This is a genomic window from Bacillus sp. FSL R5-0286, assembly GCF_038593245.1.
GTDB classification, from domain to species: Bacteria; Bacillota; Bacilli; order Bacillales; family Bacillaceae; genus Bacillus; species Bacillus altitudinis.
On the sequence record NZ_CP151977.1, the window covers coordinates 2,815,536 to 2,833,605 of the forward strand.

The 18,070-nt window shown below is 41.1% G+C and carries 22 protein-coding genes; 1 reads left to right on the top strand and 21 read right to left on the bottom strand.

The features are described from left to right. Window positions 1-10: 10 nt before the first annotated feature. Genes NST24_RS14570 through NST24_RS14625 form a run of 12 tightly spaced genes read right to left on the bottom strand, consistent with a single transcriptional unit; the run spans window position 11 to window position 11,815 of the window. Complete coding sequence (locus NST24_RS14570) at window positions 11-1,102, bottom strand: pyocin knob domain-containing protein (protein ID WP_342461920.1); 1,092 nt, start codon at window positions 1,100-1,102, stop codon at window positions 11-13. Window positions 1,103-1,157: 55 nt separating this feature from the next. Continuing rightward, complete coding sequence (locus tag NST24_RS14575) at window positions 1,158-2,312, bottom strand: hypothetical protein (RefSeq protein WP_342461921.1); 1,155 nt, start codon at window positions 2,310-2,312, stop codon at window positions 1,158-1,160. 15 nt (window positions 2,313-2,327) lie between these two features. After that, a complete protein-coding gene (locus NST24_RS14580) occupies window positions 2,328-2,711 on the bottom strand; it encodes a phage tail protein (protein ID WP_025207867.1) in 384 nt (127 codons plus the stop codon). Window positions 2,712-2,722: 11 nt separating this feature from the next. Beyond that, window positions 2,723-3,646 carry a YmfQ family protein gene (locus NST24_RS14585; RefSeq protein ID WP_342461922.1) on the bottom strand — a complete coding sequence of 308 codons (924 nt, stop codon included), beginning with the start codon at window positions 3,644-3,646 and terminating at the stop codon, window positions 2,723-2,725. Beyond that, on the bottom strand, window positions 3,633-4,679 hold the full coding sequence (locus tag NST24_RS14590) for a baseplate J/gp47 family protein (RefSeq protein ID WP_039169972.1): 1,047 nt from the start codon (window positions 4,677-4,679) through the stop codon (window positions 3,633-3,635). The genes NST24_RS14585 and NST24_RS14590 overlap by 14 nt, the downstream gene beginning before the upstream one ends. Beyond that, window positions 4,672-5,094 (bottom strand): DUF2634 domain-containing protein, encoded by a 423-nt coding sequence (locus NST24_RS14595; protein WP_342461923.1) that lies wholly within the window; start codon window positions 5,092-5,094, stop codon window positions 4,672-4,674. The genes NST24_RS14590 and NST24_RS14595 overlap by 8 nt, the downstream gene beginning before the upstream one ends. A gap of 14 nt (window positions 5,095-5,108) precedes the next feature. Then, window positions 5,109-5,375 (bottom strand): DUF2577 family protein, encoded by a 267-nt coding sequence (locus NST24_RS14600; RefSeq protein ID WP_039169977.1) that lies wholly within the window; start codon window positions 5,373-5,375, stop codon window positions 5,109-5,111. Then, complete coding sequence (locus NST24_RS14605; protein WP_017367933.1) at window positions 5,372-6,382, bottom strand: hypothetical protein; 1,011 nt, start codon at window positions 6,380-6,382, stop codon at window positions 5,372-5,374. The genes NST24_RS14600 and NST24_RS14605 overlap by 4 nt, the downstream gene beginning before the upstream one ends. Window positions 6,383-6,393: 11 nt before the next feature. Further along, window positions 6,394-7,062, bottom strand: a complete 669-nt coding sequence (locus NST24_RS14610) for a LysM peptidoglycan-binding domain-containing protein (protein ID WP_007500584.1) — start codon at window positions 7,060-7,062, stop codon at window positions 6,394-6,396. Beyond that, window positions 7,055-11,140, bottom strand: coding sequence for a transglycosylase SLT domain-containing protein (locus NST24_RS14615; RefSeq protein WP_342461924.1), 4,086 nt, complete (start codon window positions 11,138-11,140; stop codon window positions 7,055-7,057). The genes NST24_RS14610 and NST24_RS14615 overlap by 8 nt, the downstream gene beginning before the upstream one ends. A gap of 55 nt (window positions 11,141-11,195) precedes the next feature. Beyond that, window positions 11,196-11,333: a hypothetical protein gene (locus NST24_RS14620; RefSeq protein ID WP_008344097.1), complete on the bottom strand. Its 138-nt coding sequence runs from the start codon at window positions 11,331-11,333 to the stop codon at window positions 11,196-11,198. A gap of 41 nt (window positions 11,334-11,374) precedes the next feature. Next, window positions 11,375-11,815 (bottom strand): phage portal protein, encoded by a 441-nt coding sequence (locus NST24_RS14625; RefSeq protein ID WP_012011040.1) that lies wholly within the window; start codon window positions 11,813-11,815, stop codon window positions 11,375-11,377. A gap of 152 nt (window positions 11,816-11,967) precedes the next feature. Between NST24_RS14625 and NST24_RS14630 the strand changes: the two genes are divergently transcribed. Beyond that, a complete protein-coding gene (locus NST24_RS14630; RefSeq protein WP_342461925.1) occupies window positions 11,968-12,057 on the top strand; it encodes a putative holin-like toxin in 90 nt (29 codons plus the stop codon). Window positions 12,058-12,332: 275 nt separating this feature from the next. Here the strand turns inward: NST24_RS14630 and NST24_RS14635 are convergent, their stop codons facing one another. From NST24_RS14635 to NST24_RS14675, 9 genes are read right to left on the bottom strand one after another with little or no spacing between them, the layout of a single operon-like run. Beyond that, window positions 12,333-12,776, bottom strand: coding sequence for a phage tail tube protein (locus tag NST24_RS14635; protein WP_003213309.1), 444 nt, complete (start codon window positions 12,774-12,776; stop codon window positions 12,333-12,335). A gap of 1 nt (window position 12,777) precedes the next feature. Further along, complete coding sequence (locus NST24_RS14640; RefSeq protein WP_024719687.1) at window positions 12,778-14,124, bottom strand: phage tail sheath family protein; 1,347 nt, start codon at window positions 14,122-14,124, stop codon at window positions 12,778-12,780. A 3-nt stretch (window positions 14,125-14,127) separates the two neighbouring features. Beyond that, a complete protein-coding gene (locus NST24_RS14645) occupies window positions 14,128-14,340 on the bottom strand; it encodes a hypothetical protein (protein WP_056702583.1) in 213 nt (70 codons plus the stop codon). Beyond that, window positions 14,327-14,782 carry a hypothetical protein gene (locus NST24_RS14650; RefSeq protein WP_047946736.1) on the bottom strand — a complete coding sequence of 152 codons (456 nt, stop codon included), beginning with the start codon at window positions 14,780-14,782 and terminating at the stop codon, window positions 14,327-14,329. Before NST24_RS14650 ends, NST24_RS14645 begins: the two co-directional genes overlap by 14 nt. Before the next feature lie 4 nt (window positions 14,783-14,786). After that, window positions 14,787-15,284 (bottom strand): HK97 gp10 family phage protein, encoded by a 498-nt coding sequence (locus NST24_RS14655; RefSeq protein ID WP_160758050.1) that lies wholly within the window; start codon window positions 15,282-15,284, stop codon window positions 14,787-14,789. Further along, window positions 15,281-15,637 carry a YqbH/XkdH family protein gene (locus NST24_RS14660; protein ID WP_056702588.1) on the bottom strand — a complete coding sequence of 119 codons (357 nt, stop codon included), beginning with the start codon at window positions 15,635-15,637 and terminating at the stop codon, window positions 15,281-15,283. Before NST24_RS14660 ends, NST24_RS14655 begins: the two co-directional genes overlap by 4 nt. After that, complete coding sequence (locus tag NST24_RS14665; protein WP_024719690.1) at window positions 15,634-16,017, bottom strand: DUF3199 family protein; 384 nt, start codon at window positions 16,015-16,017, stop codon at window positions 15,634-15,636. Before NST24_RS14665 ends, NST24_RS14660 begins: the two co-directional genes overlap by 4 nt. Window positions 16,018-16,030: 13 nt before the next feature. After that, window positions 16,031-16,954: a phage major capsid protein gene (locus NST24_RS14670; protein ID WP_008344119.1), complete on the bottom strand. Its 924-nt coding sequence runs from the start codon at window positions 16,952-16,954 to the stop codon at window positions 16,031-16,033. A 22-nt stretch (window positions 16,955-16,976) separates the two neighbouring features. Further along, on the bottom strand, window positions 16,977-18,065 hold the full coding sequence (locus NST24_RS14675) for an XkdF-like putative serine protease domain-containing protein (RefSeq protein ID WP_178929942.1): 1,089 nt from the start codon (window positions 18,063-18,065) through the stop codon (window positions 16,977-16,979). Window positions 18,066-18,070: the final 5 nt, after the last annotated feature.

Here is an 18,070-nt window from a genome sequence, read left to right on the forward strand (position 1 = left end):
TGGAACTTCCTTAATTTAATGGAATCACCATGTCTAAGTAGTAGCCAGTTACAGCATTGTCTTTTGCAGATAGCAAGCCTGTTAGTTTCATTTCTCCATCACCATAAATAATTAATTTACTATGTCCTGTTGTACCTGATACTGGCACTGATACCACAAGACCTTTTTCTGGTAAGCCTGAAATAGGAATCTTTCCACAGACGATTTCTCTAGTTGCTATCAGATGTCCTCGCAGCAATAATAAGTTTCCCCATTTAGCATATTGAACCGGTCTGTCTCCGTTTGAGGAACCTTTTTCTAGCATGATATCTTGCCAAACAACTGGTGCATTAGGTGTAAGTTCCATCCAAGGTGTCCAATTGTCTGTAAATTGTGTCTTATTTCTAATAAATTTTCTTCTAGTATCAGGGATATTATCGGTTACTCCTGAATATGAAGTGAATTCTTGATAAGGGTAGGTACTATAGTTATATACTGTTAAATAACCATTATTCTTTACAGGGCCATTGATTCCTGAAAATATATAGTAAAATCCTGTTTCAGTAACTTCATCGAAATTGACTCCGTTCAAACCTTTAATTGATCCATTGTCTAAGGTAAGTTTATGGAGCTGTCCATTATTCCATTTGTGCATGTCAGTTACTGTGGGCAGTTTTGTCCATGTTATAGACGGGTGACCATAATTATAATAGAAACTGTAAGCATTTCCTGCGATATCTACCGCAAAACCTGTTCCTATATCATCTTGCCCAACTGTTTGAATACCTCTCAACGAAATATTCGCTGGTGAAGGTGAGTCTTCTACACCTGCGGCTGCGTAAAATGTACACATTCCTTTATCCTTAATTGCGTCAAAAATTCTTGACTCAGCTGAAATGTTAATAAGTTGCATTCCATTATCGGCTGTGATTTTATAAGATTGTGATTCATTCCACTTTTTCTTTTCTGTTTCAGAAACATGATGCTTTGTGTCATCAGCGTGAATATCCAGTTGCTTCAACAAGTCAGAGTCATTTTTAAACAACGTTTCCAACACTCCATTAAATAGATCTGCATGGGCTTTGTCACTGGTAGTAAAGGAACGGGGTGATTTTAAATCCATTTGACCTGATCTCCTTTCTCAAATTGAATTGATTAAAAAATCTCGTGAAACAGTACTATCTTGTTCTAAATCGAAAACCAAACGTGATGAACTCATTAGGATTCAGATCATTAGAACAATATTGAACACAAACTTTTCCGTCTTTCCCAATTGAGGTCCTATGAATTTGTGGTGTACTGCCCTTACCCACGCTTGACGCCACTCCAATGAAGTGAGTCGATTGTAATGGTCTAAATCCTTCTTCTAAAGTAAAAACAACAGATTCAAAACCAACTTTACCACCGGTAATTGATCCAATAATTTCAACGACACCTAATGCATCTTTACTATATTGCAAAGTGTGGGGAGTACCATCGACAGAATTATATATTTTCCAATCGTTATCTAGAGGAAGACGTACTTTTGTCCACTTCACCTCTTCATCCGCAGCAGACAGTAATCTACGCCAACCTTGCCAGCCTAAATTTAAGTCAAGATAGTTCGTAAAGACGTTATTACGATAATCTACAGCAATCACCCATCCAAACGTCCCCTTGTTATTACTGTCCACAGATGTAAAGTGATAAAAACCGCGTGCAGATAAAGCGGAAGGATTGTCCTGTACACCAGCTGGAGAATAAAATGTGCCAAATGTTTTTCCCGCCTGTGTAATTTTATCGAGTAAACTCTCTGTAGTTCCTACAGATACACGTACGCCACCCGTGTCATTAGTAATTTTAATTAACTGACTATCATTCCATTTATTTTGATCGGACATATTTGGCAGAGGCGTCCAACTAATAGAAAGATCACTGGACCCATATAGAAATGTATAAGCATTTCCCATTGTATCGATCGCAAATCCTGTTCCTGCATTCGCTTGCCCTACCGTTTGAATGCCTCTTAAAGCATTCGTTGTTGGACTATCTTCTATTCCACGAGGAGCGTAAAATGTACATGTTCCTTTATCTTTAATAGCATCATAGATCTTACTAGAAGCTGGAATGCTGATTAAATGTGTCCCATTGTCTGCAGTTATTTTATAACTTTGAGAATCATTCCATTTTTGTTTCTCCAATCCAGTTACATGTTGAATCGTATCATTTTTATGACTAGTGAACTGTTCTAACAGCCCATGGTCGTTTTCAAGTAAGACTTCAACCATTTCATTAAATAGGTTTGCATGAGCTTTATCACTAGTTTCAAATGTTTTTGGTGTTTTCAAGTCCATTTTTGACTCCCTCCATTAATAAATATCATCAATCTCAAAAACAAATTCGATGTCGCCGTCTTTTTGTTTGTCTGTCATGGTGCGGATGGCGGTGAATTTGCCGGCTTCGTCGACAAGGGCTAGTTCATTGATGACTTCGCCTGCTAGTTCTCCTTCAGCAATGGTGCAGCTGTAGCGGATTTTTGCCGGTTCCATGAAGGTAAAAGAGTCAATATTTTTTTGAATCAGTTCTTTTTTGAGTGCTTGTTCGGTTCCGTCAAGAGAGATCGGTTTTCCATCCTTTGTTCCTCCATTTCCGAATGCCATTTTGACGACTTTTGTGAGTTTTGTTCCTTCTGCTCGTGCCTTTGCCATTTGTTGACGTGCATATAGTGTGGTTACGGTTAATTGATCAGCCATTGTGATCCTCCTTATAGGTCTATTTTTTTAGAAGTTGCTGCCAGCATTTTTGATCCATCAAGTGGAACGGATCCATCGAGAATCCAGTAATGCTCCTTGATCAGTAAACTGCCGCCTTGTTCATTTTGAACATGTACCGGTAAGCGGAACGTCATCCTCTTTTTCGTTTGATGTGAAAGCTGGTTCTTTGCGCGCAAAGTCAGTGTAGCTGCTTGCTTCGTTTCATGCGATGCTCCAGTCATGACATAATTCAGACGATATGCTGTTTCTTTCTCTTGTTGAAGCGGCATTCTCATCTTTAATGAATGCCGAAAGCGAGCAGGGACCTCCGTAGTACCTCGTATCCCGCTGAGATAGAACGTTCCATTTAATACGAATTCACCATTGAGTAAAATTGGAATATGATCGAAAAAGCCCACTCTGCTTCGCAGTGTGAGCCGCTGGTGATGATCATTTGTTTCATGAACATCGGTATGATGAATGGCGGTGAACGTATACGCCAAATGTGCTGGCTTTAACGTTTCGAGTATTTCGACGATATATCTTGTGTTTTGCAGGTCATCCAGGTTGACACGCAATGCAAAATGATAACGATTGGTTGTAAGTCGGATGATCGCACTCGGATTTTTAAGAAATCGATTCACAGATTTCTCTAATGACAGATACGTAATTGGTGGAATGTTCGACATCATATTGATTAATCGTGCCCTGCGCAGCTCAATCGAATCATCTGACTCTCGCTGCACCTTGAGCATTCTTTCCCACCGATTCAATCCCCACGTCGCTGTTAAAGGGAAGAACTGATCCGTTACATCAAAAATGGATTCGTCCAATTGTTCAAACTCTGGTGCCTCTGTTTTTAGTAAATGATCCACATCATAAATCTCTGTGAAATAAGGCGGCAAGTAGTTTTTCATTTCATCAAGTTTGCTCAATAACCTTCACCTGCCTCAGACGTGGTATCTCAATGTCCTGTAATACTAAGTTTTTTGACTCCCCATTCAATAAGACGTTTGCATAATCGGACACACTCTCTGAATGGTACAAAATATCATTTAAGGCGGACATTCGAATCGTACTTTTTTCAAATGCGATTGATTTTAACAGCGCTTTGACCTTTTCTTCTATTTCTTTTTGCGCACCCTCAAGTGTCCAGTCCATCTGAAGTTCGACGGACACTTCTACGTCAATATCCAGCCACTTGGCGCTTTCCACAGTTGCTTTTGAGCCAATAGGAGCTTGCCCTTCTCCTTCTCCCGGTACAGGATCGATATACTCCTGGACCCTTTTGACAAGAAGCTCAGATGCTACATCTAGATTGCCATCTGTGATGACAATTTTGACCGTTCCCTCTCCATTCCATAGCGGGAAAACTTTCGCTCTGCCGACACCAACCACTTCCTCGGCCCACTTTTTGTAATGTGCTCTGTTGGCACTGACAGCCTCTCGCCTTGCGCGTATTAAATACCGATCGTATAATGACGCATCATCTTCTTCCTCTTGCCCTGGTATCACCAATTCCTTCATGATCATCGACTCTAGACCCGGAATGGTATCAAGCGATAGCAGCGGCTGACCTGTTAATTGCCCATTGCCGACTGTACCTGTTGTCTCGCATTCTAGTGTACCGTCCTTTGAAAATTGAAAATAAACATCTTCAATAAAGAATCTTGATCCTGCTGGAATATTTACGTTCTCTGGTTGAATGGTTACGGACCAGACCGCTTTGGTGGCTGGCTTTCGTTCAATCCCCACTTCTGCTGCTCGTCGATCTAAAAATTCCCCCTGTGCTGTATCAGCAAAGACAAGCTCAAATACTTGATCAAGCCAAATATACGACTGAGCCAGTTCAGCAGCAGCAGGTGCCAAGGCATTCCAAATAACGCTGTTTTCTCTTTTATCTATGTCATCTGGCAACCTGTCCAGCATTCTTTCCATCAACGCCTCATACGTTTGCTCCTCAAACATCTCCCTCCATCACCTCCTCTATTTCTAATGAGCCTTCATCTGTGACAATGGCTAGTTTGACTTGAAAAGCATCATTTTGCTTCGTGACCTCTATCTCTTCAATATGATCAATCCGCTCATCAACGACCAATGCTTCTTCTAGCAATCTTGGAATCTCCATTTCTTTGTATTCATCTGTTGCTTCTGTATCGGTCAATAGCTCCTGAATTTCAGTGCCAATGTCGTGACTGTAAATAGGATGTGCATAGCGCTCTGTTCGCAATGTCATATAAATAAATTGACGGATCGCTTCAATGCCTGTAATGGCTTCATTTGTCAGCCTACCATTTTCAAAATCTATGCGATACGTCCTCGAGGTTTCTACCTCTTCGTCTTCTTCTGTTTCCTCGATTTCTTCTTCTGGTGAAAGTGCCACATTCATCACCTCCCTTACAATTTGTCGATGATGTAAAAGGACTGCCCTCCTGCCATTGCAAGTACCATAATGCTGTCTCCCTTTTTCAACTCATCATCCTCACCCTTATTTAAGCGTTTAGGCCAAATGAGCAGTTCTTCTGGAATGATCAGCTTACTGTTCTCATTTAATCGGATGTGAAGAGGCGAAGCCATTGTGACCTCTCCAATCACCAGATCAATTGGAGAAGCTGCATCTACTGCATTGACAGCGAGTCGTTTAATCGCTTCACTTAATCTCATGCTTGATCACCCTTTGGCATGGAATTTTTCTCAACGACGTCAATTGTCATGGTGTGCTTCACTCCATTGAATTCATGTTTGTCTTGATCGATCCAGTAGGTTTTTTTGATGTTGATTTCAGGGATTTTCAAATAGATTGGCAGACCGCTTTGCAGTTCAGGGATTCCTAGTGCTTGTATGCTTTTCACTTCTTGTTTGACGCCTTTTTTTTCAGCTAGGCGTACTTTCGCTCTTTTTTGAAGCTGCGGCTGGTTGATTTGACCTGTGACCGTCTCCACATGCTGTAAAATGCCGTACTGACTCTGACCCGCTTTGTCCTGTTCGATCACCACAATATCTGATTTGCTACCTTTTTTCTTATTCTTCCCCTGTTCGTCTACAGACGTGCGCATCTTCACACGTGTTGCTGTCTCTTCAATGGAGGTGCTGTACTGATAACCGATGAGGTTGACGCCTGATTCAATGACCCACACGTCCTCTGGATCGGGCCAAGCTCTCAGTCCCATCTTGCCTTTAGCAGAATAAATTTGATAATTTCTACCGGTTTGCCGCTTCGTTTCTTTCAATGCTTTTAAAATGATGTCATATAAACTCGTGTCATTTTTAAAAACGAGAGACTTCATGACATGTCCTGTATTTGCGATGGATGTCATAGGAATTTGAAAGTCTGCCCCGATCCGCCTCAAAATTTGATCTGCCCGTTGATTTGAAAAAACATATACATCTTGGTTTTTCACTAAATATTGGAGCATATCGTATGCGGTAAAGGTCAGCTTTCCTTCAACAGGCGTCCTAGAAAACACGATGCCTCTGAACAGCTCTTTTCCTTTCCATTTAAAAAGAACCGTGTCTCCTTCTGAGACACGGTAATATGTTTGACTGCCTTGCTTTGTGATAATGTTCGCCTGAATAGAGCGAGGGGCCTGATACCTTTGCCCCTGAAGTGTCACACTCTCTGTGACAAGCTCATACATCGTGCCGCTTCTGATGGCAAAAAGCTCAATCAATGTCAGCCCCCCTATTGTGGTATTTTCAATTTTTGCCCTGGAAAAATCCAATGTCCCGGCTGTTTAATATTCCGTTTACTTCGTTTGATCATCGCTGCTTTATTGGCATTCCAAATACGCCGCCATTTTGTACTATCGCCATAAAAACGGCCTGAAATGGCCCAAAGAGTATCTCCTTTTTTGACAGTGTACAATTTTGGTGGTGTTTTTGAGGGTCTTTTCTTTTTGGTTTGCTTCGCTTTTTTCTTCCGTTTGATTTTCCTAGGCGATGCGGTTTTATATTCCTTTAACTCGATCGTAAATTCACGATCACCTATGTCATAAGACCCTTCCTTGTGAGTGAAACTCTCAATGCTGCACGTCATATTGATTTTAGTCCCTGTCACAATCAGTCGCACAGACTTCTTTGAACGCATCATTCGTTCAATTTTCGCTATTGCATTCTCTGGTGATGGAATGCTTTTATATTCAGCAATTGGCGAATATTTCTTAGGAAATAATGAGGTGAATGATACTTGTTTAGCCGATGGTACATCAATAAAAGTCAGTTCTCCAAAGGAGGAGACCTTCACTGTTTCATTTTGTACATTATTTGTGATCTCAAGTTCGGATGGAAGCACAGGGAATCGCAACTTCTCCTTGCCTTGGGAAATCCACAATTGATACACTGATTTACCCATCGATCACGACCCCTTTCGTTCCTGTCTGAAGCTCTACTTCCAATTCGTCTACAAGCATTTGTCTAATTTTTTCGACAAGCGATTGCTGATCCTGTCCATTATGGAAATGCTGATCACCATTGAACTGGATGGTGATTTGTTTATTGCCTGACGTTGTTGCAGTCCCAGCTGGCTGTGCTGAGGTGACTTGCTGCATCTGTGATTCTGGTAAAGGAGCAGATGCATTTGATGGATCATAGACTTGCATCCCAAGTGCCTTTGCTGCCTGCGTCAATAAATATCTCCCGCGAATGCCTCTTTCTTCTGGAATAATCCATTCGCGTTTGTTTCCTTCACCGACTCTAGCTACCTGCTCCTGAGTAATCAGACCGCCATTGGCGTAGCCTTTATAAGGACCGCCTCTTCTCATACTCCGTAATCCCGGTGTATTGAAGACTGTTCCATATCTGCCCTTAATGTAGTTAATGGCTGCTACGGCATTATGAATTGGGTTCCAAATATCATTCATGCCCTTGCCTTTATTGGAATGGAAGGTCGGCCCAATGGTTTGCATTAACCCTTTAGAAGGCGTTCCCTTCTTGGCGTTGGAATCCCACAAGTTGATGGCTTTCGGGTTACCATTTGATTCGTGCTGAGCGATTGTCATAAGACCTGGAAGCCAACTCATCGATGTGCCAGTCGCCATCAGAGCTGCCATGAGCCATTGCTGAACACTAAGACCAGAAGCACCCATACCGCTGAACGCTCCGATTAATGAACCCGCTTGATTTTCAGCAAACTTTTTCACATCAACTGAATCGAGCCCTTTGACGACACCAATCGATGCAAATTTCCCTAGACTCATCATGACACGTGAAGGAGAATGAATGTCTAGTTCTTCTCTAAACGCCTGTTCCACTTTCTTCGCCATTTCTTTGGCAGCTTGTGTGACTTCACTTGCTTTTGAACGCATGCCGCTATTGAAGGCGTCGATCATTCCTGAACCCCATCCTGGTGATTCTTGTTTGGCTTGCAGGAATGGTTGTTTGACGTGTTGGTCTACGTATTGGCTAGTACCAGTAGATGTCATGTTTTGACCTGAAGCAAAGCCAGCAACAGTTTGTGAACCATAAACCGAAGAAGCTGCTTGAATTTGATTAAATGGTTGGTCAATATTGGCTTGTTTCCACTGATTAAGAGAAATTTTTTTACTATTCATCCCATTCTCAAAATCAGAAGTAAACTCTTTTCCATAACTAACGCCACTTTCGGAGTTGTTCATTGATATTGAACCTCTTCCAGATAAAGAAACAGGTGAGGTTACGTCTGTCCTCTGCTTAGCTGAGACATTCGATGAAACCAGATTACTAGCGCTTTTTGGCACAACATTCATCCCAAGATGAGTTGCTGCTTGAGCTAGTAACATCTTACCTCGACCTCTATTGTTTTCCGTTGGAATAACAAACTCCTTGCCCGCTTCCCCTATCCAAGAAAGCATAGGTTTAGTAATATACCCCCCAGTAGCTTTATGACCAACCTGATTTAAACCGGTTTTCTCTTCGCCTTTACCTATGAAAAATTCTATTACTCCTCCGCCTATTTCTTTTGCTTTATCTACTATTCTACCAATAAAACCAAACATTTTTTCCCACGTTTTTGTTAGTTCCTCAGCATGCTTCTTTAATGGCTCAAAGACATTTTTATTGAACCAATCACTCACTGTTTCCCAAACACCTTTGATCGTTTCCCAAACTGATTTAAACGTTTCCCAAACAAATTTTATTGCTGGTTCTGCATATTTTTGATACGGCTGCCATACGTTTTCATCAAACCAAGTAGAGAGTTTTTCCCACGTAGTTTTAATCCAGTTCCATGTATTTTGAAACAAATTCCACACAAAAGTAATAGCTGGCAATGCATATGTTTTAAACGGTGTCCAAACATATTCATTAAACCATTCAGAGAAAACACCCCATGTTTCTTGAATCCAGTTCCACGTTTCAACAAGTTTATTCCATACCCAGCCAATTGCTTCTATCGCATATTGACCGAATGGGTCCCAAACATTTGTTAAAAACCATTCAGAGAAAACACCCCATGTTTCTTGAATCCAGTTCCACGTTTCAACAAGCTTGTTCCATACCCAGCCAATTGCTTCTATCGCATATTGACCGAATGGATCCCAAACATTTGTTAAAAACCATTCAGAGAATATCCCCCATGTTTCCTGAATCCAGTTCCATGTGTCAACAAGTTTATTCCACACCCAACCAATTGCTTCTATCGCATATTGGCCAAATGGTTCCCAAACATAATCCATGAACCATTTTGATGCTACTGCCCAAATATTTTTGATAATTGTCCATGCAACATCAAATACACCAACTACAAAATTGATAATCGGGACTGAAAAATTATAAATAGGCAGCCAAACTTTTTCCATGAACCAAGAAGAAAGTTGTCCCCATTTCTCAGTGATCCAATTCCATGTCTCACCGAAGAATGTTGTAATAGGAGTTAATACATTATTATTGATCCACCCTGAAACTTTGTTCCAAGTATCTTTAATCCAATTAACTGCATTTTCAGCACCTTTGACAATGTCATCCCATTTTTTCTTCAAGGTTCCGTCATCAAACATCTTTCCGACCCATTTTCCTAAACCTTCACCTAAAATGCTTCCTAAAATTCCGCCGATTGCTGTTCCAATACCTGGTGCAATCATTGTTCCTATTGCGGCACCACCCATACCACCAGCAATGCTCCCGCCGAATCCTCCTACTTTTTCACCTACATTTTCTTTTGTTGTGCCAATTAATTCTGTTGCACTAAGTAAAGGCCCAAGTATGGGTACTTTTTTTAATAACTTGCCTGCACCTTTGCCTAAATTTTTAAATGTATCTCCTAAGCCTTTTAGCTTATCGGTATCTTTGAATATCCCAGCGAGACCGGCTATAGCCATAATACCTGGAATTTTTTTAGTTAAACTACCTAATTTAGTTGGAGGTTTTTTATTCTTTTCAACCCTCGTAGTTCCAGTTGGATTATTCGGTTTGTTTTTCGGACCATTTCTATTATCTGTTTGGGTAGTTCCAGTTGGATTTAAACCTTTTGCACAACAAGAACAGCAGCTTATTTTAAATAAACCTTTTCCGTTTTGCGTTTGGTCTGAGTTCTGGTTACCCAACTGACCTGGTGAAGTATTATTATTAGACCCATCCGAGTTATTTGAAGGGTTTTTCGGACCAAGGATCAAATCTAATCCTTTGTTAAACCATTTATCTAGATACTCTTCAGGATTGATTTTAATTTTCTCACGAATTCGTCCGATTACTTCTTGCTTGTAGTCGTCTATTTTCGTTTCAATCCAAGGTAGCGCCTTTTCATCCCAAAATTTCCTAGGGCTTAATTTTTCCTTCAATTTATCTGAGACGTCGCCTGCATATTTTTCAATTTCTTTTAACGCCTTGTTCCCCAAATTCCCCAGCCAGCTTTGTTTGTTTTCCTGCGTTTTTGTAGCAGATGTCGCATTAGGTTTCTTTTTGATTTTCTTTTCTTTCACAACTGACTCTGCCTGATCTCGTTTTTTCAACTTACTCTTTGCATTGTCTTGAACAGACACTCTGATCTCATGTTTAGCCATTGTCAAGCTTTTGAGTGTCTTTTTGATTCGTTGAATGGCAGCGGTGGCTTGGTCAACCATGTTTAATCTCATATAGTACGTTCTGTTCATGAGCTGAAGGATTGATTTTTTGATTGATGACATTTTTCCTGACAACTGATCATTCAGTTTGAACGTCAGCAGGATTGGACTTGCTTGTGATTGTTTCAAGCGATCTATACTGGATTTAATGACATCTAGTCCTTTTGCTTGAATGGTTATGACCATCTGTTTCGGTATCATGTTCAGCTGGTTTGTTAATGATTTGAGATCACGATAGATTCCTTGATCTAGCTTCATGGATAATACAGAAAATCTTCTAATCGATAAATTGAGGTTCCTTAGCTTCTTTCCATCCATTTCCAGGCTTATTTTCACCGGTTTTCTAAATGGTTTGAGCTGCTTCTCAAACGTTTGAAATCGTTTTTGAATGCGCAACAGCTTCTTTGATACTTTGTCTTCTAATTCAAATCGTGCAGTGAGCTTCGCCAGTTTATTTCCCTCCTTTCTTTGCTTCTTTTTCTAGCATGTCGAGTTTGTAGCTGATGAGTCCGAATAAGAATGCCTTAAATTGTCTTGGTGCTTCGTATAAATCGAGGAGTTCTGATGGAGAATAGTGAAGCTCATGCATGGCGTAATATAAAAACACCGCTTCCTTATCCCCATCTTTTATTAGTTTTTTGCTGCTTCTTCTAAATCTTCAATTTCGTCTTCAAATCCATTGATTTCAATCGCTTTGTTTAACCAGTTTGCATATTCACCGCCGACAGATAAAACACGTTTTGCAACTTCAACTGGATCTTGTGTGCTGTAGGCTTCTCTTAATTCCTTTGAACGGAAATCTGGATAAATCGTCGATTCAATGGCAATTCGTGCATAGAAGCGCTGGCTGTCTAAGTCTTTTACGCGGCCTCTGCCTTTGACATTTTTGAACGTGGTGTTTTCTTTTTCCAGTTCATCAATACGTTCCGTGGTAATCGCTTTGAAGACAAAAGGAATGACATTCCCTTTTTTATCAACAAAACGCTTAGAAATTGGCACTTTTACCTCTTCCGCTTCTACTGTTTGTCCTGGCATAAAAAATGAAAGATCAAATGTTTGTTTTTCGCTCATGTTTAAAAACTCCCTTTTGTTTGTTTTTTTTGAATACAAAAAAGCACATCCATTTTTGAATGTGCTTTCCAATCTTTTCATGTATAATTGAGAACGTACAATTGAACGGCTTGCTCAAGGGCGTCTGGCTCATCCCCGATAGGAAGGGGGTGATGCTCATGTCAACATTCCAAGTACTGATGTTAATGCTTGCTTTCGGGTCATTTATCATTGCCCTGTTGACATATATAGACAAAAAATAGACTCCCCCTTGAGCTTTGGTAGGTGAAAGGGAAAGTCTATCCTGAACATCCTATTCGATTAGCCAGCCCCTTGAAGGGCCTCATTGTACATTGCCGGGATGTTAGCGCATCCTGGCTTCTTTTTATTGTATGCAGATCGCTTTGCATGTAAACATAATTTTGTGTGTCATTGAATGCAATGTGCATTACAAATGCATTCATTTTTCATTACATTTGCATTATAGCATATTTGGTTTTTATTTAGCTAATTAATTAGCTAATTTCCTCCACATTTCTTAGAAAGAATTCTTCAGCTTTTCAGGCAGATCAAAGTCTTCAAATGTAAATGGAACTTCTTCTTCGAGTGCCTCTGAATCGACATCTAGTCCAGCAATTTTAGCTGAATCAAAATTGACATCGAATAATGTCACACGCTCTGTGCCTCGGCCTGATGATTTATCATCAATTACCGCTTGAAGAGTGAAATAAGGATCTTCCCCTTTTTTCACATAGTTGAGCATGAGTTGAACGAAACGTGACGTAACTTTATAGAATGTTGCTGTTCCTGTTCCGTTTGCCCCAGTTGTTTTATGGCCAGTCATTCGGCGGCCCATTACGTTCACTTCTGATTTATTTTTCTCCACGTTTGCTTCAAACGTTTTGATAAAGGCAAGCTCCTCACCTTCTAAGAAAAGACGACCTTCTTTACCTGAGATTGTATTTTGCGCTTTAAAAGCCATCTTACTTCACCTCCACATTGAAATAGAATTTTTCTGCTGCGTCTACTGGCTGTACTGCTAAATCGATGATAAATCCATCACGATCTTCATTGAGGCCAATGACGATGTCTGTTTCTGAGTTAAAGCCTGTAATGCCGCTGCCATCTTGAAGTTGTGTGAGATACTGTGTAATCAGTGTTTTCACAAGCTGCACTCCATCATCAGATGCTGGAATGTCATTGCCATTGGCTTTGCGTAATTTAATCAAATTTTTCAGTTCAAATGTTAAATCATTGTTGATTGCATCTAGCACACGGATGATTTTGTTTTTCGCCATTTGCTGGTTCTTTTCAACCGTGAAGCTTGTCAAAGAGTTAATATCTTTTTCAACGCTCACCGTGCGGTCTCTTGCATCGAAAGTGAAAAGAAACTCTCCTTGTGATAAACGGTATTCTACTTGATCATTATCAAGACGCTCTAATGTATCGACTGCGCCTTCGTATTCAACAAAGGTCAGTGACTGATTAAAAGTCGCTCCTGCACTTGCTCCTGCGACCCAAGCTGTTGTTTGAGCAGGCGCGAGTTCTGTTCCGTCTTCTAAAACAACACCGCTTGTGACATTGATGATACCTTCTTGATCAGCTGCATAGTTAGCCACAACGCCTTGCACCTTACGTCCTTGCTTATTACGTAAACGCTCAATAAATGACGCGAATGTTGCTTTTAATTGCTCACTATTATCGACTGGGAGTGCAATGACATCAAAGTATTCCGTTTCAGCTGCTTCTAGGAAAGCTGTATAATCTGCGACACTTGCCACACCGTTTTTCCCGCCGCTTAAAGCCGCTCCAGCAGTAATGACCGCTTCGCCTTCACCAGAAAATTGAACGTATTTGTTTTTCACAAGATCTTTGACATCTGTGACCACCTGTTTATCGACAATATCTGTTCCAAGATAGGTGATAACGTCACGTTTTGTGCTGTCGAGTACATTTTCTGCCACTTGAATAGTAATCTCATTTCCTTTTTGACCACCATAATTGGCTGTGACCACAAAGTTTTCTGCGATTTCCGCTTTGGCTGGCTCTCCTTCGTTTAGGCGGTAAAGCAAGACCGTTTGCGCTTTTTTCTTCGCTTCACGGAAAAGAAGAAGTGACTTATCATCAATGTTGAGCCCGACCTTTTTATTTAAGTCTTCCATATCGGAAACGGAAATAAAGGTTTTTGGTTCTCCCCAGCTCATGACAAGAGGAAGTGCAACTGTTCCTCGCTCGCCTAAAGTAATTCGCTGCTCTGCTGTTGTTTTAAAATTAAAGTAAATGCCAGGACGCTTTTTCTCTGTACCTGGTGTAAAAGTGCCTCCGTTCATCCTTTAAACCTCCTTGGACAAAAAAGCATCGATGTGCTTCTTTGCTTCTGTTTTTGTAATTGGTTGATGTTTGATATAAAAAAGAGCACCTTCAAGGATTTCTGGTTTTACCCCAAAAAGATCCTTGCTGTACTCTTTTAAGGCTTCAAATGAAAAGCCAAATTCTTTTTCTTCGCCCGCTGTTTGATCGAGCTGTGTTTTTTTAGTCTTGCTCACGTTTGATCACCCCATCTGAAAAATTGATATCTTCTAGGCTTGGCTGTTTATCTCGGTTGTACCAATAGCTGCTATCCCATGTCAGGACAATCGCTGCTACACCTTGATCTATGATTCTTGTTTCCACTCTTTTTATGCGGACATAATCATCAAGCACCTCTCCATCTTCACTGATCATCTGAATGATTTGACGATCAGCAAGCAATGCATCGACGACTGTTTCCGCCGCATCATGCGCTTTTTCTGTATCCATATGAAACACTTTCACTTGCAGCGAATAAGATTTCATAAAAGTAGACACTGTATCTGGACCACTAATGACAGTCACTGGCGGCACATAAACAGATGGCACTTGAAAACGCTCTGGCAGAAGACGATCATACATTTTCACTGGATAGCGTGTGTATATATAATGCATGATTGCCCCGACTTCTTGATTCATTCCATCACCTCCCAAAATGTCGATCGATCCAGCTTTGAAGCTTTCGATCCAGCGAGTGTTCAAACATTTGTTCATAGAGCATGACGGCATGATCCCAGTACCCATTTCCTTCAATCCATTGAGATGAAAGCATCATGCCAGTACTGGCATTCGGATCATATTCAAAGCGGCTGCCGTTCCATCTGCCAGGCACCCATCTTCGTTCTCCATTTGAAGAAACGGCATGTCCATCATTCACGTAAGAGGCATAATCAAGCTGTGTCCCTACTTCTAGCGTGAGCCCGCCTCGGGAAATGAGAAAGTAATTCTCCTTGTCACCTTTTTGAAAGGAATTGAGGAGACGGCCTGTATCAACAGCCTTTTCTTTGATGATTTCATCTTGAATGATGTCTAAAAACTGTAAGCCCATTTCCTGTAACCACTCTTGATATTGCGCCGTTAAGCCGCCACTATTTGCCTGTTGGAGCTGGGATAGCAGCCGGTCAAGTCCATCAATTTTCATAGGTTTTCCTTTCTGACGGCCATCACTTCCATGTGATGATTTTTCACTCTTTTTGGCTGCTGCAACTTGAGTGAGATGCCGTTCCACACCATTTTGTCATGCAAGCGAATGTCGCTTGCTAAAGGGAAATGGACGAGATAGGACTGATAGATGACTGTATTCGGTTCTTCTTGCACGAGTGACTGGCTTTTTTCTACAACATAGCAAGACACATCTCTCATACTTGGTGTATCAGGATAAGAGATGTCCGTTTGCAGATCTCCTGCTGGTATACCAAATTTGCCGCGGACTGCCTCTTCATTCTCTAAGTGAAAAAGATCACAGCGATCCGTTAATAGAGAATCATAACTCATAATGATCTCACCTTTAAATTGGCGCTGCCGCCAGTTAGTGAAGGTTCAATATAATCAACAAGAAGGGCATACACATAAGGTCTGCCTTTCACTTTGTCCGCTGCCTTTGCATATGAATAATCACCCATTTTTTCTGAAGTCAAGCCTTTCATCATGGATTCATCATCATTCAGCATGGCAAAATACTGGGCCATTTTTAATAAGGCGATCCTTGCTTTTTCAGGAATAGGCTGATATTTTTCATGCGTAAAATCGTGCCCGACAATTTGAAATACCGCTGCTTCTGCTTCAATTATATCTGCCGCTAGTCTCTCTACAGAACGATTTTTCACGCGATCAAATACAGAATAGGCTTGTAGTTCCTCAGCAGAAATGATCATAGCCTGCTGTCACCTACTCTTTCACTTTCATTACTTTGGCTACAGCATCCTCTTCCTCAAATTTGCTGTCGAGCTTCGCTGTCAGAACAATGATAAACTTACGGCTGCGAATATCTTTTTCTACTTCAATACGAATATTGCGAGAAAACCCTACGATAATGTTTTTCGGATGTGTCAGTAAAATATCTGATACGTCTGTTCCTTCTTCATCATATGGCTGCATATTGGCAAGACCTTTGACCGGAACACCGAATGCAGAAGAAAGTCCGCCTTGAATCGCCGCATCTCCGAGACCTGTCTGACGGTTTGCTACTTGGTCTTTCCACTCGACCTCTAAACTTGGGGATGTATAAAAACGGAAATCCTGAGGTACACGTAAATATTTTGACGGCATCGCTTTATAGGCTTGTTTGAACATTTGACGGCTAATTTCCGCTCCATTCGCATCGACAATATGAGAAACTGCCTGTTTTCGTACGCCATCCATTTGAGCTAAAAATGGATCTTGTGATGTTGTATCACCGTTGACGATCAGTTCTTCAATATCGACTGCCGCTCGTTCCGCCAGCATTTGCATAATGGTCTGCTGAATCCCGTCTTTTTCAATGTTGTTTTCAATGCTGTCGTACGTCATATGGATCTCAGCAATGACTTCTTTTGCATTGAGCTGGACAGTGCTTGTCGCTGGAACAACACGGTCTTTTGCATCAAGCGCTTTGCCTTCTTCTGCTGGGCGTAAAATGCGCTGACCGAAGCCGATTTTTTCGATTTTTTGTGAATCACTTTCCATTGGAATGATACGTGCATCATTTAAAACGGTTGGTGTATTTTGCATCATTCTAATGAATGTGTTGGATTGGGCTGCGTTCATGAGACCGCCTGTTTTTAAGCTGGCAAGTGTCATTTCAGCCTTGCGAATCAACTCTTGATTTCTCACACTTTTTCCTCCTTATTTAGGCTTATAGTAAGCCATCCCATATGGGCTTTGTCATATCATTTTTTGTATCGTGATTTGTTTGTTTAGAAATGCCCCGCGCTTTTTCAAGCATGTGTATCCGCTCTGAAATAGGCAGTAGCTGTTGCTGAAGCACTTCCTGAATCGCTGCTTTTTCTCTGCCTGCTGATTTCTCTAAGGTAGAGAGCTGATGACGAATTGGCGCAACCACTTGCTCCAGCACTTTTTGCACAGGTTCTTCTTCACCTGTTTGATCTGTCCCTTGTTTATCCGCTTGTAAAACGTTGTCGATGGCCATTTTTGCTTTTTCTAGTTCGCGTACTTGATCAGTCGTTAATCCGGCATCTTGCTTTTGAACGGATGCTGGTCTTTCACCAATCGTTTGGAGGACATCATTTGTTTTCAACACATCCTGCACGATTGGAATCAATTGTTCAAGTGCCGCTCTTACGCTAGACTCATCACCATCACTTGACTGCAACGTTTCCAGCAGATGATCTAAAACGCTCCAAAATTGTTGTGGCATATTTGCACCTTCCTCTTTCAAAAAGAAATTTTTCAGCAAAGAAAAAAGCCCTCTCTCGTTCGTTTCTTGAGATAGGAGCTGATCGTGTTCCTCTATTGCGATGATGTCTGCTGTTCCAGCCATTGAGTAGCCTGTAATATGGCCTTGCTGAATTTGGTCCCAAATATCTTGTGATGCCTTTGTCACAAGTACCCAAGATCCTTTTTGAATCAGCTCCCCGCCTACTTCAAAATCCGCTGGGGCAATGTATGATTCGACGACTTCACCAACACCATCTTGAAAATCATGCTGTTTATCAATGTGACGGGCATCTTTCATAAAACCGTGTGCTGCTCTTTCAATTTCTTTGGCCGACATAAAGTCTTGATGTGCATCAGGTGTATTCGGTTCATACACGACGCCATATACGAGGCGATGCGCATCCTCTGCCTTCGTCAGGACACTGACTTCTTTTTGAAAATCAGGCTGCTTTTTCTTTGCTTTCATCAAGAAAAATTTCTTTTGGTTGGCGGCCTTGTCCACATAGGAAACATGTGTAATTTTTGCGTTTTTTAATTCCCTTGGCATATGTT

Coding starts and splice junctions, on each gene's coding strand:
- NST24_RS14570 (WP_342461920.1), bottom strand. CDS start 1,102: ATGGATTTAAAATCACCCCGTTCCTTTACTACCAGTGACAAAGCCCAT.
- NST24_RS14575 (WP_342461921.1), bottom strand. CDS start 2,312: ATGGACTTGAAAACACCAAAAACATTTGAAACTAGTGATAAAGCTCAT.
- NST24_RS14580 (WP_025207867.1), bottom strand. CDS start 2,711: ATGGCTGATCAATTAACCGTAACCACACTATATGCACGTCAACAAATG.
- NST24_RS14590 (WP_039169972.1), bottom strand. CDS start 4,679: ATGTTTGAGGAGCAAACGTATGAGGCGTTGATGGAAAGAATGCTGGAC.
- NST24_RS14600 (WP_039169977.1), bottom strand. CDS start 5,375: ATGAGATTAAGTGAAGCGATTAAACGACTCGCTGTCAATGCAGTAGAT.
- NST24_RS14610 (WP_007500584.1), bottom strand. CDS start 7,062: ATGGGTAAATCAGTGTATCAATTGTGGATTTCCCAAGGCAAGGAGAAG.
- NST24_RS14620 (WP_008344097.1), bottom strand. CDS start 11,333: ATGCATGAGCTTCACTATTCTCCATCAGAACTCCTCGATTTATACGAA.
- NST24_RS14625 (WP_012011040.1), bottom strand. CDS start 11,815: ATGAGCGAAAAACAAACATTTGATCTTTCATTTTTTATGCCAGGACAA.
- NST24_RS14630 (WP_342461925.1), top strand. CDS start 11,968: ATGCTCATGTCAACATTCCAAGTACTGATGTTAATGCTTGCTTTCGGG.
- NST24_RS14635 (WP_003213309.1), bottom strand. CDS start 12,776: ATGGCTTTTAAAGCGCAAAATACAATCTCAGGTAAAGAAGGTCGTCTT.
- NST24_RS14640 (WP_024719687.1), bottom strand. CDS start 14,124: ATGAACGGAGGCACTTTTACACCAGGTACAGAGAAAAAGCGTCCTGGC.
- NST24_RS14650 (WP_047946736.1), bottom strand. CDS start 14,782: ATGAATCAAGAAGTCGGGGCAATCATGCATTATATATACACACGCTAT.
- NST24_RS14655 (WP_160758050.1), bottom strand. CDS start 15,284: ATGAAAATTGATGGACTTGACCGGCTGCTATCCCAGCTCCAACAGGCA.
- NST24_RS14660 (WP_056702588.1), bottom strand. CDS start 15,637: ATGAGTTATGATTCTCTATTAACGGATCGCTGTGATCTTTTTCACTTA.
- NST24_RS14665 (WP_024719690.1), bottom strand. CDS start 16,017: ATGATCATTTCTGCTGAGGAACTACAAGCCTATTCTGTATTTGATCGC.
- NST24_RS14675 (WP_178929942.1), bottom strand. CDS start 18,065: ATGCCAAGGGAATTAAAAAACGCAAAAATTACACATGTTTCCTATGTG.